The sequence below is a fragment of the Haladaptatus sp. DYSN1 genome (genome assembly GCF_029489995.1).
In the GTDB taxonomy this organism is placed as follows: Archaea; Halobacteriota; Halobacteria; order Halobacteriales; family Halococcaceae; genus QDMS2.
The window spans coordinates 113,049-128,070 of record NZ_CP120472.1 but is presented as its reverse complement, the minus strand read 5'-3'; the positions used below and the strand labels follow the sequence as shown (position 1 = coordinate 128,070).

At 48.4% G+C, this 15,022-nt stretch carries 11 protein-coding genes; 9 read left to right on the top strand and 2 right to left on the bottom strand.

All coding sequences use genetic code 11. From position 1 onward, the window contains the following. Positions 1 to 56: 56 nt before the first annotated feature. From P0648_RS18355 to P0648_RS18315, 9 genes are all read left to right on the top strand, one after another. Complete coding sequence (locus P0648_RS18355; protein ID WP_369685693.1) at positions 57 to 1,157, top strand: glycosyltransferase; 1,101 nt, start codon at positions 57 to 59, stop codon at positions 1,155 to 1,157. Positions 1,158 to 2,043: 886 nt separating this feature from the next. Beyond that, positions 2,044 to 3,222, top strand: a complete 1,179-nt coding sequence (locus tag P0648_RS18350; protein ID WP_277506318.1) for a glycosyltransferase family 4 protein — start codon at positions 2,044 to 2,046, stop codon at positions 3,220 to 3,222. After that, positions 3,203 to 5,191 (top strand): hypothetical protein, encoded by a 1,989-nt coding sequence (locus tag P0648_RS18345; RefSeq protein ID WP_277506317.1) that lies wholly within the window; start codon positions 3,203 to 3,205, stop codon positions 5,189 to 5,191. Before P0648_RS18350 ends, P0648_RS18345 begins: the two co-directional genes overlap by 20 nt. A 621-nt stretch (positions 5,192 to 5,812) precedes the next feature. Next, positions 5,813 to 7,000, top strand: coding sequence for a glycosyltransferase family 4 protein (locus P0648_RS18340; protein WP_277506316.1), 1,188 nt, complete (start codon positions 5,813 to 5,815; stop codon positions 6,998 to 7,000). Between the two features lie 40 nt (positions 7,001 to 7,040). Next, on the top strand, positions 7,041 to 8,471 hold the full coding sequence (locus P0648_RS18335; protein WP_277506315.1) for a sulfatase-like hydrolase/transferase: 1,431 nt from the start codon (positions 7,041 to 7,043) through the stop codon (positions 8,469 to 8,471). A gap of 3 nt (positions 8,472 to 8,474) precedes the next feature. Then, positions 8,475 to 9,827 carry a sulfatase gene (locus P0648_RS18330; RefSeq protein WP_277506314.1) on the top strand — a complete coding sequence of 451 codons (1,353 nt, stop codon included), beginning with the start codon at positions 8,475 to 8,477 and terminating at the stop codon, positions 9,825 to 9,827. 81 nt (positions 9,828 to 9,908) lie between these two features. After that, positions 9,909 to 10,925: an NAD-dependent epimerase/dehydratase family protein gene (locus tag P0648_RS18325; RefSeq protein ID WP_277506312.1), complete on the top strand. Its 1,017-nt coding sequence runs from the start codon at positions 9,909 to 9,911 to the stop codon at positions 10,923 to 10,925. Next, positions 10,925 to 11,944, top strand: a complete 1,020-nt coding sequence (locus P0648_RS18320; RefSeq protein WP_277506310.1) for an NAD-dependent epimerase/dehydratase family protein — start codon at positions 10,925 to 10,927, stop codon at positions 11,942 to 11,944. Before P0648_RS18325 ends, P0648_RS18320 begins: the two co-directional genes overlap by 1 nt. A gap of 26 nt (positions 11,945 to 11,970) precedes the next feature. Beyond that, positions 11,971 to 13,281 (top strand): glycosyltransferase family 4 protein, encoded by a 1,311-nt coding sequence (locus tag P0648_RS18315; protein ID WP_277506308.1) that lies wholly within the window; start codon positions 11,971 to 11,973, stop codon positions 13,279 to 13,281. On the opposite strand, the gene P0648_RS20620 is transcribed toward P0648_RS18315, so the two are convergent. Together P0648_RS20620 and aglF are read right to left on the bottom strand one after the other, a co-directional pair. Continuing rightward, positions 13,239 to 13,787, bottom strand: coding sequence for an NUDIX domain-containing protein (locus P0648_RS20620; RefSeq protein ID WP_369685692.1), 549 nt, complete (start codon positions 13,785 to 13,787; stop codon positions 13,239 to 13,241). The two genes, P0648_RS18315 and P0648_RS20620, sit on opposite strands and share 43 nt — an antisense overlap. Positions 13,788 to 13,799: 12 nt before the next feature. Beyond that, a complete protein-coding gene (gene aglF / locus P0648_RS18310; protein ID WP_277506307.1) occupies positions 13,800 to 14,543 on the bottom strand; it encodes a UTP--glucose-1-phosphate uridylyltransferase AglF in 744 nt (247 codons plus the stop codon). Positions 14,544 to 15,022 lie beyond the last annotated feature (479 nt).

Genomic DNA, 15,022 nt, shown 5'->3' with positions numbered 1-15,022 from the left:
CATTACATTAATCGTGGGGGCGTTTCCGGCTTCATCCTTACATCGCGAATTTGAGTATGAGAATGAATCCAGTTCAAGTCAGCTATGTCATTGAATCACTAGCCGCAGGGGGTGCTGAGCGAATGCTGCTTCGCCAGATTCGACACTCACCCCGTAATCCTACTGTCTATACGTTTGGAGGCGCCATGGACCTGAAAGAGGAATACCGAAAGGAAGGTGCCCGTATCGTTAATCTTAGTAAGGGTTCTGGTGGCTCCTGGTCGCTACTTTACAGATTACGACAACAGCTAAATGCCGAAGAACCAGATATCGTACATTCTCATTTACCCACAGCCCATGTACTTTCAAGATTAGCGACAAGGTCAACAGATGTGAAGGCAGTCGTGTCTACACACCACAGTATTTCAAATAACTTCTTGGACCAAAGTAAAGCAGAGAAGTTTGAAATTATCACTAGACCACTAAGCTCAGTGAATATTGCGATTTCAAGGGCAGTAAAACATTCTAGAAAACTCAGTTGCTTTCCTACTAATTGGAAGATATTGTACCACGGAATAGATGTTGGTAATTTCAATAAAAATGTCATTCAGGGTAGAAATGACAATCGGACACGGGATTATCCTGTTTTTTTAAATGTTGGGCGCTATATCGATGAGAAAAGCCAAAAAGATATAATAAAAGCTATGCCAAAAGTATTAGAGGAATTTAAAAACGCAACTGCAATTATTGTCGGCTGGGGTGAGCTAGAGGATGACTTAAGAGAACTGTCAAATGACGTGGGGGTTTCTGAAAATGTACAAATTACGGGGAAGTCACTGGACATTCATACGCATTACGCAAATGCAGACGTATTCGTAATGTCATCCCTTAACGAGGGATTCGGGATAGTGCTCCTAGAGGCAATGGCTGCAAGATTACCTATTGTTGGAACAAATACATCATCAATTCCAGAAATTGTTAATAGTGAATTTGGGATATTGGTCCCCCCCAATTCAGCAAATGATCTCGCAGATGCTATGATTTCGATGGCAAAATCAGATACCTGGCTGAAGGGCAAAAAAGCACATCAGTTTGCGAGAGACCGTTTCAGTATTGAAAGAATGGTAGAAAAGCACGAGGAGGTATATAGAATTGTTTACAACTCAGCACGAACATAGCTATCATAATTCACTTAACCATTACTTTGAACGAAATAGTTCAAGCAACTAGTTGGGGAACGGCAGTAAACCTAAAATTCGGGAACGGACAGAACTGTGCCTTGCCTATATTTTCATTAAGGGATTCAGACTCAACCGGGAACACGACAGATTCTGCCACACGGGCGTTGATGCTCCAAACTACCTTCTTGTTGTATCCAAAGCATTGCGACCGGATTCAGTTCCATAGTACCCTTCGATTCCTCCGCTACGAAACTTGCCTCGTGGATGTTCTCAGCTTTCACACCAATGCTAACCGGGGAATAACCTTATGAAGAGGTGCTGTCGTCACTTTCAACCAGTGGACTAAGGGTTTGCAATGTCTGCGCAGGCGACGCCGTGTCGTCACCACTATTCACAATCTCGCAATGTGAAATCTCACTAATGATTTCGACGGAAGTTTATAGTGTGAATGCTATCGTTTGGAGTTAAAGAACTCTCTGGTGCCAGTCAAAGTTACGTCGAAACTCGATTCAAAGAGCTAATCGAGAAATACATTTCAGTCGCAACGCCCGCGTTGGTGGTCGCCACCGCTGATTACGGTGAGGCGCACTGGGAACACTATCAGTTTTATAGTAAGTTCCACCAGGATAGCCGAGTATTCGAGATATTCCAGAAACTCCCTCGAAAGAGTAAATGATGAGGGTCTATTCCAAGGTAGACAAGAAGTCAGAGGAGGAACGGTTCATCAACGTTTGTCCCCTGTGAGAGGAGAACTGATCGAAGTTCTGGATGGCACGTAAGACGTGGATGAAAGTTCACTGGCTGTTGGCAGTATGGTTCAAGACAAACTCGAAGCCCTCGGTTACAAATAACACTACCCCGTACTTTCCTATATTCAGATTCCATGAATGTTGGGTTTATTACCGCAGAATACCCTCCGAAAAACATCGGCGGGGCCGGTATCAGCAGTAAACTGCTTGTTGAAGGCTTACGTGCCCACGGCCATTCGGTTGACGTGTACGCGCTGACCGGGGACGGGAGCACTCTCGACTCACACAACGAGGGCTACCAAGAACTCCCAAGTGGCGAATACGGGTTGATCCCGGACGTGATTGGACAGAACCTTAGCGTTTTCAGGCACCTGCCCGACACAGAGCAATACGACGTCATTCACGTATACAGCCCTGGCCATCTCCCTGCCTCGATACTGCGTTCTGAGACACCAGTCGTCGCAACGTTCGTGAACTTCAGCTGGGTTTGTATCAACCCTGAACGATACCACTGTGAAGGGCTTCCGGGTTACAATCTCTTTGTCGGTATGCAGTTAGCTCGAAAAAATCAGTACTCCCGACTCCAGTCGATCGTCGCCCCACTCGTTGAACGAGCGGGAAAGAGTTTGACCCGTCGTGCGAATCGGATAACCGTGCAGACAGAGGGAATGCGATCAATCCTCTCGCAATGCGGCTACGAACGCTCAAAAATCGACGTGGTCTCGAACATCTTGGATTCGAGGTTCGAAATTCCAGTGACGCGCCCAAATGATACACCGAAGCGACTGGTGACTGTCGGTCGATTTGAAGAGGAAAAGGGAATCTTCGACATTGTCCGCGCGTTCACCGAACTCCCCGAGCGAGTGAAGGCGGGCTGGATTCTAGAAGTGTACGGCGACGGGTCACAACGCGAGGAAATAACCGACTTCTTGGACAAACAAAAAGAGCATCGGGTATCGCTGGATTACTGCCATTACGTTGATATGCCGGAGGACGTCTACCGCGGAGCCTCTGCTGTGGTTCATGGAGCGAAGTGGCCAGAACCCTTCTCTAGGGTTTGGCTCGAAGCAATCGCTACGGGAACACCTATTGTGTGCACTGAAAATCCGAGTTCGAGATGCGTACTAGATGGAATCGCGGAGTTCTACGACCCGTTCAACCGGGAATCGCTTAGGGAATCGTTGCGCTTCGTGATGGAGTCGCCAGAACGCAGAAAACAGCTCTCAAAGATGGGGAAACAGGCGGCGGCCCGGTACAAACAAGAACGAGTAGTTGAAGGGTATACTAAAGTGTATGAGCGGGCAAGAAACTGAATCGACCTGGTTCGGACGACTGGCAGGGTCATCCCGACTCGTCCAGTTGTTCAACGCGTTCGTGATTGTAGTTCACTTGTCATTATTGCCTGGGCTCTACTTCGCCGTTCGTATTGGTCGCCCCAGATTCCTGGGATTGGCTCTGTATCTGGTAATGGGAGTTGTTGTGTTCGACCTCCTGGTATACGTTGGATCCGACAAGCGGCCGTACTTACACCCTCCGAAGGCAACTTCGGCCACGCATCTACTCGACTGGCGATCGATTGTAGCGTTTCTCCTGGTATCGGTCGGTGTTACCATCGTACGCGGTCCTGGCGTACTATTGTACACGCTGTTAACATTAGTGTTCACGCTTCTCATGTTCAAGGCACTTTTCACGCCCGAACCCAGGAACCAGTTCGGAGTAATCTTGTTTCTCACTGGATGTTCAGCTTTATTGGCGATTTTTTCGCAGGTCTTCACCGTTGGGTTCTACATTACCGTGACCGACGGCTTAGTACACACGTCGATAATTGCCAATATCGTGGAATCGGGTAACATTAACGACCTATACGGAACCCGATTTTGGGGGTTCCTCGTATATCATGTCTTCTCAGCTGTCGGCGTCAAAACGACGGATCTGGCACCGCGAGTATTTAGTGGACTAAGTATGGCGGTGCTCTTCCAAGCCGCGTTGGTTTCAATTAGTACTTCGATACGTCGTTGGGTTGGCTCTTCGAGGCTCGCGCTTGTTGCAGGGGTACTCGTTGGATGCAGTGTTCCCTTCTTAACATGGGGGACTAAGGTGCACTACCAATCACTGAGCTTCGTCTTCTTCAGCTGTATCCTTCTTGCATTTGCCGTCCAGTTCACCGACAAACGAGCAGTGATTCCGACGACCCTTATTTCCATTGCGTGGCTTGCTACGCACCACCTGAGCGTCGCGATGGCGGTGTTATTAACAGGCTTTCCCATCGCGACAGCTACCGTTCTCGCGGTTCTCAAGCGCCGGTCTCACTCCCAGATAGTACTTTACCTAACGTTCATTGTAACATTTGTGACATACTGGACAATTATTACAAACGAGATAGCCTCACCATTTCAGTGGATATTTCTCTATAGCCCTGCGGCTTCAGCCGGTCTCCCAACCACGCAAATGTTCATCCAGCAATATGAATCGATTTCTGCGCTGATAGAAGCTTCAGTTCAAACTATTGTTTCATACTCATATTTTACTTTTTGGTTGGCTGCGTCTCTGCTCGGACTTCGATATCTGATTAGAGATAGTAAAGTCAGACATCAACAATGGCTTGTGCTTCTTTCTGGGTTCGCTATCGGGGCGGCGTTTTACTTCCCGACGCCACTCTGGATTCCTCTTCGGGGAGTTGCTACGCTATTCAGGTGGGGAATAATCGTGCTTCCGCTCTTAATAGTCGTTCCAGCATACGGAATAGTTCGCATTGCTGGGAGTAACAGGCAATCATCTCTTCGTGGGGCGATCAGGGTTTGCTTCGTGGTCTTATTGGTGTTCACCAGTATCGGTTCAGCTATGACCTCCCCGTCACTATCGGGTCTCACAGGAACAGAAATTTCCGATCAAAAATACCTGAGTGAGTCTGATCTGGAGGCTATATGGTTCACCGAGACTTTTGCCACTGAGTCACAGTCAATATCCGGGTCGTCGTTCGTTCCGGGATATCTCTTTTATCGACAGTGGAAAGACAAGCCAGGTTTCAAAAGTACTAGATACGACCGAATGTCGGTCACAGGTCCGGAAGGGAGAGTCGTGGTGAAGCCAGGATTGTCAGTCTTCCAAGTTCGTGCGTTTCATGAAAACGCAGTCAAATTGAACGTCAGGGTGAATTCAAGCTACTACGGGAGAAATGTAGAAATCCGCACACCAATCAGCGCAGATGAAGTCACATGGAATCTCGATAAAAATGCACTTGTATACACGAATGGGGCGACAGTTGTCCAGTACAAGCCATAGACTCAATACCTTCAGACGTCTCTGGCGAGTCACTATATCCCGGAGGCATCAACAGTGTAGAAACCGATTCAAGCCGCCATGGATTGAGCGAAATCACAACATTTGTTGAAGTTTAAGGAAATAACTACATAGCAACTTCTCTCGGAGCGGTACGAATTGATTCCAACCCGAATCTATAAGATGACTTACCTGAGCCACTCGGACGTACATCTTTCTATTGACCAATTTTGAATTTGATTCTCAAGTCCAAATTTCGTTTCTCGTACCTGATTCACTATCACATTCTGCCTGTTGACGAACGTGCTAATCTCTGAATCCACCTAATAATTATTTAAACGACCCGACGCCATCTAACGAGTCACTAGAACTAAGAGAACCAATGTTGGAGGAAAGATACCGGGTGCCAACAAAGCAACAGAACAAAACACCTATGAATTGTTGAAAGAAGAAAATAATTAATGGAGATTAACCGCCTGGATGAGGTTAGAAACCGAACCTCCAACGAATCGAATACAGAGTCGTAATATAGTCAATGAGAGCAAGAATTACCCGAATATTATCAATTAATCGCGGTTCGTATGGTCAACTAATGAATTCCTTCAGGCCAACGTACAAAAAAAGATGAATATCTTAGTTCTCTCTCCACGAGACCCGATTCCGGTGTATACCGGACTGTTAGAACGTATTTATCAGACGTATCAATATCTCGGCAGTGAAAATCAAGTCTGTGTTTGTTTTCCGAATCTACCTTCACAAAACGGAAAGGAGGAAGGTCGATTCCCGGACAAAATTGCCTTTGAGCGCGTGTGTCTGGAAAGTCCGATACTTGACTTATTTGACAAGAATATACCACACTACTCATGGCTCCGTGGTATCTACCAGACTCACCCCTGGCTGTACCGAGCGGTGCATGAACAGATAAATAGCTTTGAACCGGATGTAATAATTGTCGAGATGCCGTTTCTCGTACCGCTTGCGTCAATGGCTAGTCACGGCCGCGATATTCCGCTAGTCCTCACTGAGCACAACGTCCAGTTCAAAATCACCGAAAGATTGGATATCCCGGGAACCCGTGCATTACGGTGGTTCGAGAGTGCCGTTGGGAACCGGGTGGACTACGTGTTAACTGTCTCGGAAACAGACAGGGAAACACTGGATAAGCACATCTTAACGCCGATTCTGGTTTCTCCAAACGGTGTAGATACAACGAAATACTCCCCAAAGAACGAACCAATTGACCAAGAATTGCTTGAACAAGACCGAACCGATGAACCATTATTCGTCTATCATGGTAGTCTCGGGAATGCCCAGAATAGCGAGGCAATCGATCTGCTTGTCGACAGGATATTCCCAACCATAAGAAAAAAATACCCGAACGCACAGCTCATGCTGATAGGCTCTGACCCGCCGAACATCGAGCAGGAGGGAGTGTTCACGACCGGCCTCGTAGACGACCTTCCCAGCTACATCGCCTCCGCGGACGTGGCGCTGGTCCCACTTCTCTCTGGATCGGGAACGAAGCTCAAGATACTAGAGTATATGGCCTCGGGAGTTCCCGTCGTGACCACCTCCATCGGTGCCGAAGGCCTGCCGATCGAGGATGGAACGCATGCTTACATCGAGGACAATTGGGAAGACTTTGTGAAGAAAGCAGAAAAACTGGTTGGCAGCAGAGGACTTTACAAGAGACTCGCTTCTAACGCACGCACACTGGTCGAAAATAAATTTAGCTGGGAGGAAACGTTACGTCCGTACGACCAAATTCTGGACGAAGTCAGAGACTCGAAGTCGTTCACCAACTGTTGCTGAATCCGGTAGCTATATTCGTCCCAATAAAGATACGTGTCATATGAACGTTATAATATATGTGCTTGATGCGCTCCGTGCGGACCATCTCTCCTGTTACGGCTATACGCGGGAGACGACTCCCAACATCGACGCTTTGGCTGCAGAGGGATTTCGATATGAGAACTGCTTTTCACCGGCCACGTGGACGAAACCGGTCAGCGCGTCGATTCTAACGGGAGCATACCCTCCCGTTCATGGAATGCGAACTCGGGAGGACACGTTCGACGCCGACATCACACGTCTCTCAGAACTACTTTCGGACGTTGGGTTTGATACGGGAGGGTTCTCAACGATGGGAAACGTCTCGAAGAGCATCGGTTACGGTCGGGGGTTCGACCAATATCTTGATTTGTACAAAGACGAGAAAATCGTTAAGAAACGGGCAACAAAATCCGCGGAGACCGAAGAGTTGGACCACGAAACGACTGACGAGATAGCGCTCCCGCGAGCGGAGGACCTAACGGAGCAACTGGTGGACTGGATTGATTGCCGTGAAAACGACTTCTTCGCATTCTGTTGGTCTATCGAGCCACATATCCCGTACGACCCCCCGAAGCAATACCGAATGTTCGTTGACTCCGAGTACGATGGTTCAGTTGATGGGCAACGCGACACTCTTCCAGAGGTCAAATCCGAGGCGGATCTTAACCACCTTAAAGCACTCTATGATGGCGAAATTCGCTACAATGATGACGAGATCGGTCGAATCGTTAGTTATCTCAAGGACATCGGCGAATATAAGGACACGCTTATCGTTATCACGGGTGACCATGGAGATGCATTCAACGAACACGGGCGGCTGACTCACGGACACCTACCCTACGACGAACTCGCCCACGTTCCTCTTGTAGTGAAGCCTCCGCAATCAATGGACGCAACCACGACAAGTTACACGGAAACGTGCTCTTTAATCGACATTTTTCCGACAGTCGCCAAAAGCGTAGAAGTTGCCAGTCTACCCGCAACCGTGCAAGGACGACCACTACCGCCAGTGGGTCCGACGGGGAGTTCCGTGCCCGTTTTTTCGGAGACGATTTCGCGGGATATCTATCCCGCGTTTTATTCCGTTCGGACTGAGAAATGGAAGTACATGACCGTCGACCAACCAGATAGAACACTGGGGACGCTGTTGGATACCGTGCAAATACTTTACAAGCGCAACATTATAACCGACATCCTGTCGAACCCTTGGTACTACTTCAAAAGGTATCAACATAGTGAGGACGAGTACCTTTATGACCTACAGAGCGACCCGGGAGAAACCAAAAACCTGGTGGACAGCCAGCCAGAGCAAGTATCGGAGTTGAACGAACACCTCCAAGCATGGCTTAAGGACAGTGAAAGAATCCATCGCGAACTGAAGACCACCGGGTCTGGAAGCATCGATTCAGCGACCGATGAGCAACTGCGGCTTCTCGGATACATCGATTGATCAATGGCCGAAAATCCAACTCAGAACCCCTCAAACGTATTGTTGCTCACCGTCGATTCGCTCCGATTCGACGCCTATGTGGAGAATCGGTCGAACCCAGCAGTGAATCGCCTAATCAACCGAGGAGTAGTGTTTGAACAGGCGTACGCAACGGGACCCGGGACTACTCCGTCGTTCCCAGCGCTGTTGACGGGGACCCTGCCACTCTCGTATGGAGGCCTTGGTTCTCTGACCGAGTCTCGCCCAAGTGTTGCGGAAACTCTCAAAAACCATGGAATCGAGACCGCGGGATTCCAATGTAACCCCTTCCTTTCCACACACTTCAATTACGACACCGGATTCACCGTGTTCAAAGATTACCAGAACCCACTGATGGGATTCGCGACAAAAGTATTCCCCCGTGGAATTGAAATTAACAACCCGAAACTGAGTTGGGTTGATGAATTTTTACACATTACAGATGCAATAAAAAAATCGTATCAGCTAGTCATGGGGAAGCCCCGCCCCTATGTGAGTGCGGAGGTGATTACTAACGATACAATAGAGTGGCTGGATAAAACGGAAGAATCGTTCTTTTGTTGGACACACTATATGGACGTTCACCATCCTTGCTTCCCCCCGGAACCGTATAGGAGCCATCACAATGTAGAACACATCACTCAGTCGGGGATATCAAGGCTATACTCCCGGATGCTGGATAGTTCTGAGACACTATCCGATGATGAACTTTCCGACCTGAAGCAACTCTACGACGCTGCTATCGACTATGTTGATGATCAGATTGGACGGATTATCGACAATCTAAAATCATCGGATCGGTTCAAGGATACACTCGTTATTGTGACCTCCGATCACGGAGAACTCTTTGGTGAACACTACCAGTTTGGGAAACCAGAACGGATGTATGAAGAATTACTCCACGTGCCTCTAATAGTAGCAAACGGCCCCGATTGGATCGAAGACGCAACCGATGACCTCGTAAGCTTACTTGATATCCCACCACTTATTCACGCAGTTCTTAATCTCGATGTCCCTGATATCTATGAAGGGCGGGTTCCAAGCATTGATTCTCCTCGAGACTATATCATTGCGGAGCACGAAGTTGAGGGAGACGTCATCGTTGGTGCGCGGTCTGAAGAGTGGCTCTACGAAGCAGACGAGATTCGGGATGAACATCGCCTATTTGATTTGCGGGATGGCGGATTCCAACAAATTCCAATAGAAGAACATCCCGACGTACCCGTCCAGAGTGTCGTTGCCAAACGTCTACAGAGTCTGGATGTTGACACCAGGGGACTGGAAGATGAAGTCGAAGGTGACGTACAATCTCGACTTGAAGACCTCGGCTATCTGTGAAACGGTTTGGGTCTGATTTCACTAACAATCTTTCACATTAAAGAAAACACTATTGTAAGACGAACTCTCCATTCTTACTAGATGCCAATAGATTGGAGTGATTCATCGGTACTCGTGACGGGGGGAGCAGGATTCATCGGATCGTTTTTAACAGAAGAACTAGTCAAACGCGGTGCTGATGTTCGAATCGCAGACAACTTGACTCGGGGTGATAATAGAAAAATCGAACACCTACAGGAAGAAATCGAGTTTCTAACGTCCGATCTCACTACCCATAAGGGCTGCATTGAGGCTACAGAGGACATCGATCACGTATTCCACCTCGCAGCCAGTGTCGGCGGTATCCACTACATTCAGCGTGAGAATGTTGGAGGACTCACGCCGAGCGTGTTGATGAACCAGAACATGCTCGAAGCAGCCAGGATCAATGATGTCGACCGGTTCCTGTTCGCCTCCAGCGCCTGTATCTACCGACAGGAACACGACGACCTTAATCTCTTCAGTGAGGACCAAGCAATCCCAGCAGATCCTCATAGCACATACGGTTGGGCGAAAGTTCTCGGCGAGATTGCCTGTGATGCATACCAGAAAGACACCGAATTGAAGACCAGCAGCGTTCGCATCTTCAACTGCTTTGGACCAAAAGAAAGTCTCGACCCTAAAAGTAGTCACGTCATTCCATCCTTATGTCGCAAGGTAATCGAAGAGCCAGATGGTGGCGCCATCGAACTATTCGGTGACGGCACACAAGAACGAGGTTTCATTTACGTCACAGACCTTGCAGAGGGGATGATTCGGACTATCGAAAAGAAGGTAGATGGAGAGCCAATCAATCTTGGGAACTCGAAAGAAGTCGTTTCCATGCGGGAGCTCGCGACCAGGATTATCAATATCTCTGGTAAAAATCTCTCTATTGAACACGACCTATCGAAGCCTACTGGCACGGACAAGTACGCCTGTGACATGACCAAGATGACGGAAGAACTCGAGTGGGAGCCAGAAACCCCATTCGAAGAGGGGCTACAACGCGTCTATAATTGGGCTGAAGAAGAACTTAAAGGAAAGAAACAAGTCATCACAACGGATGGTGGCAACTAATGAGTTTCTGGACAAACGAGCGCGTTCTCGTTACTGGTGGAGCATCGTTTATTGGTTCGCATCTTGTCGAAGACCTCGTAGCTGAAGGTGCTGAAGTCCGTGTTGCAGACGATTTCTCGAGTGGTGTGATGGTCAATCTTCAGAACGTCAAAGATGAAATCGAAATCATCGAAGGCAATTTGAAGAAGTACGACTTCGCCGACAAAGCCAGTAAAGACATTGACACCGTTTTCCATCTTGCAGCCGATCATGGTGGGCGCGGATATATCTCGAACTATCCGGCAAACTGCGCGACGAACATGGCGCTTGATAACATCGTCTATGAGACAGCTGCGAAGAATGGTGTCGAACGTATCACGTTCGCTTCAAGTGCGTGTGCCTACCCAACTGACATTCAGCAAGAGAAACAGCGTCTTTCAGAGGATATGGTCAGCTTCGAGGAACGCGGTGGTGCGTATGCAGATGAGGTATATGGCTGGGCCAAGCTCATGGGTGAGCGTTCTCTCAGATCGTATCAAGAACAATACGATATCGACACCAGCATGGTGCGAATCTTTACCGCCTATGGCCCTCGTGAGAACGAAACCCACGCTATTGTCGCATTGATGGCCAAAGCCTACGCCCAGCAAGACCCATATCGAATTTGGGGCGACGGCGAGCAGACACGGAATTTCACCTACGTGAAAGACATCACTCGAGCGCTCCGTCTCGCGTCTGAAAACATCACTGATGGTACTCCTGTCAATGCAGGCATCCGTGACTATATCACTGTGAATGAGGTTGCAGAGGCCATTTTCGAATGGCTCGACTGGAAACCAGAAGACATCAACTACATGACGGACAAACCAGAGGGCGTACGTCATCGTGCCGCTGATACCACACGCGCTGAAGAGTTACTTGGGTGGGAGCCAGAGTACACGCTTGAGGAAGGTATCCACAACACTCTCGACTGGTACGTCAATGAACGCGACGAAGAGTACGTGAAGGAGAACTTAGAAACGCTCCTGCACGAGCGATAACGCCACTTCCACTTTTCATGCTGTCTATGTCCGAAAACGAAACAGAGTATGTGCTTGTCACCGAGTATTTCCACCCAGATACAGCTTCGACTGGACAATTGATGACCGACCTTGCTGTTGGATTACAAGAACGAGGACTGGATATGACGGTGTATACGGGTCAACCCAATTATCACAGTGGAGTCAACAAGAAACAGCCGTCAACGTCTACCTATGAAGGAGTACAAGTAAATCGAATTCGTGCACCACAAGTGCGTCAATCTTCGTTCCTTCGTCGGGCATTCAATTGGGTTGTCTTCACAGTCTGGATGTTTTTCCAACTCCTCGTTTTACGACCAAAACAAAACCAGGAATTAGTCTTTGTTTCCAATCCACCGTTCTTGCCTATCGCAATGTGGTTTGTCTGTAAACTTCGCGGATGGGAGTACACCTATATTGTCTACGACCTGTATCCGGACTTCACCATTGAGACAGGATATTTCAAGGAAGGTGGTCTTGTTGACACAGTCTGGAGTACCCTCAACGAAAATATCTTTGGTGACGCAAAACACATTGTTTCACTTGGCCCAGTCATGCGTGATCGAATCATTTCGAATGCACGCGATGATTTCGACGCGACAAAAGTCGCAATCATCCACAACTGGGAGGATGAGGAGTTCATTGAACCCAAGGAGAAGGACGAAAATTGGTTTGCACAAGAACACGATATTGTGGGCACCTTCACGTTACTCTACTCCGGAAACATTGGTGGGAACCACGATTTAGAGACTGTCGTTGAAGCAGCCGCCAACCTGGATGATACAGATGACGTGACGCTGCTCATCATCGGAGAAGGCGACAAGAAAGCAGAAATTGTGGAGTTAGCAGAACAGCATAATCTTCGTGGAGGCCGCGTCAAATTCCTTCCGTACCAACCACTCGAAGATCTTCCTTACTCGTTGACAGCGGGTGACGTTTCTATTGTCACTGTCCAGGAAGGCATGGAAGGTGTCTGTGTGTCGAGCAAACTGTACACTGCGATGGCTGCAGGGATGCCAATTCTCGTTATTGCACAACCAAATGACGACGAGGCACGCATTGTTGAGTCGTGTGCTGCGGGAATTCAGGTATCACAGGGTGATGTTGATGCTGGTGTTGAGGCAATCCGAACCTGGTCTACAAAGTCAGATATTGTCGAGGAACAAGGACAGAATGCTCGGGAAGCGTTTGAGTCTCAGTTTACGAAAAGTCATTCAATCGATCGGTACTACAGACTTCTAGATGACGACCATACCCTTGAACCGGATTCTTTGGCTCAGCACTCCGTTACGAATGAGTCGTTTTTGACGACCGATTGAGCTCGCTGCAAGGTTTCAAGATATCCTGGTTCTAGGTGTTCTGTTTCGTGGGCTTCGAGATTTTCAATGTTCCAATACTGAGCAGCACCTGCGTCTGACCCGGCGACCGCCTCGCCAGAAGTATAGTCTCGTGAGATAGCATAGACGATCACGAGCACGTGACTTCCATCCGGATGGCGCACGAACACAGTATCAACTAATGTTAACGTCTCCACTGTTGTCTGCAACGAAGCTTCTTCTTCTAATTCCCGAACAGCTGCTTTCTCTGGGGGTTCATCTGCTTCTAAGTATCCTGCTGGTAGACTCCATGCCCCAACTGAAGGTGGCTGCTTTCGTTTGATTAAGAGGAGTTCATCTTCGTCAACTACGAGAATTCCAGCACATGGCTTTGGATTCTGATATTCAACTCGGTCACATTCTCGGCAGCATCTCCGATTTCGCCCTTCTATATGCTGAGTTTTTAGCTCCCGTCCACACTCAGTGCAGTAATCCAATTTTCCGCCCATACTCACTGTTATCTATTGATTAGCTATCGTGGACTCTTGAGTCACAGATCCCTGCAATCGTTCCTCAGCCTCCTCACGATCCTCTGGATATCCAATGTCCATCCGCCACCCATCAAGCGGAAGCGCGTCAATCGTTCGGTTACTCTGAATCAGTAAGTCAATCGCCTCACTAATCTCAAACTCTCCGCGATTCGATGGCTGAACCAACTTACACGCGTGGAAGATAGCTGGCGTAAACGTGTAGAATCCAGTCATTACCAAATTTGAAGGCGGCTCCTCAGGCTTCTCGACGACGTCCGTAATCTCGCCGTACGGATTCGTTACGCAAACACCGTACCTGCTCGCCTCCTCGTAAGGAACTTCTTCGACGAGGAACGCCGCATCTGCTCGATCCTCTGACTGGCGTTTCACAACGTCACCAAGGTTCGCTTGGAAGATGTTGTCGCCGAGGATAAGCATGAAGTCGTCGTCGATGTGCTCCTCAACAGTCAACAGTGCATGGGCCAGTCCCTTCTGTTCGCGCTGGTGTGAGTACGTGATGGGGACGCCCTGGAACTCATCGCCGTAGTGGCTGATAATTTTCTCTTTGAGGTAACCGACGACGATGACAAACTCCTCCGCATCTAGTTCGACGAGCTGTTCGAGACAATGAGTGAGGATTGGCTTTCCATCGACTTCGACCATCCCCTTTGGTTTGTCTTCGGTGAGTGGTCGCAACCGCGTCCCTTTCCCCGCCGCGAGAACAACTGCTTGCATTACCAATTAGACAGTAGGTTCATCCCCTAATAGTTTACCTTCAGACAAAACTCAAATATGGACAGTATCTTCGGCCAACAAGAATTGGGAAACAATCTTTCTCGCAACCCAACTAACCCACTAGCGCATAGAGAACCGATTAGCATCTCTGTGAACTCTTTGTGCTCCAATTTGGAGCCGCAGTCTTGGAAAAAGACATACGAAATGTACTCTCATCTCTCCACACTTCACGTCGTGTCGTAGACAACAGGAATGGAACTGACGAGAGACTAGAGACTGGTGCACTCTCGAGTTTTCCCACAGGATTTGCGAGTTGTGTTTGGGCGAGATTTTTCTTACCAAACATCACTTTTCAAACCGTTTCCAAGTGTTTGGTAAGAAATTGGAATAGTATCTTCGTTGCTGTGCGTTGGAATGTAACCTCATCCATATTGCGCGGACATCTCTCAGCTCGACGTGACCTTGGATTCGCGCAGGGA

Coding starts and splice junctions, on each gene's coding strand:
- P0648_RS18335 (WP_277506315.1), top strand. CDS start 7,041: ATGAACGTTATAATATATGTGCTTGATGCGCTCCGTGCGGACCATCTC.
- P0648_RS20620 (WP_369685692.1), bottom strand. CDS start 13,787: ATGGGCGGAAAATTGGATTACTGCACTGAGTGTGGACGGGAGCTAAAA.
- P0648_RS18320 (WP_277506310.1), top strand. CDS start 10,925: ATGAGTTTCTGGACAAACGAGCGCGTTCTCGTTACTGGTGGAGCATCG.
- P0648_RS18315 (WP_277506308.1), top strand. CDS start 11,971: ATGTCCGAAAACGAAACAGAGTATGTGCTTGTCACCGAGTATTTCCAC.
- P0648_RS18330 (WP_277506314.1), top strand. CDS start 8,475: ATGGCCGAAAATCCAACTCAGAACCCCTCAAACGTATTGTTGCTCACC.
- P0648_RS18325 (WP_277506312.1), top strand. CDS start 9,909: ATGCCAATAGATTGGAGTGATTCATCGGTACTCGTGACGGGGGGAGCA.
- P0648_RS18355 (WP_369685693.1), top strand. CDS start 57: ATGAGAATGAATCCAGTTCAAGTCAGCTATGTCATTGAATCACTAGCC.
- P0648_RS18340 (WP_277506316.1), top strand. CDS start 5,813: ATGAATATCTTAGTTCTCTCTCCACGAGACCCGATTCCGGTGTATACC.
- P0648_RS18345 (WP_277506317.1), top strand. CDS start 3,203: ATGAGCGGGCAAGAAACTGAATCGACCTGGTTCGGACGACTGGCAGGG.
- P0648_RS18350 (WP_277506318.1), top strand. CDS start 2,044: ATGAATGTTGGGTTTATTACCGCAGAATACCCTCCGAAAAACATCGGC.
- aglF (WP_277506307.1), bottom strand. CDS start 14,543: ATGCAAGCAGTTGTTCTCGCGGCGGGGAAAGGGACGCGGTTGCGACCA.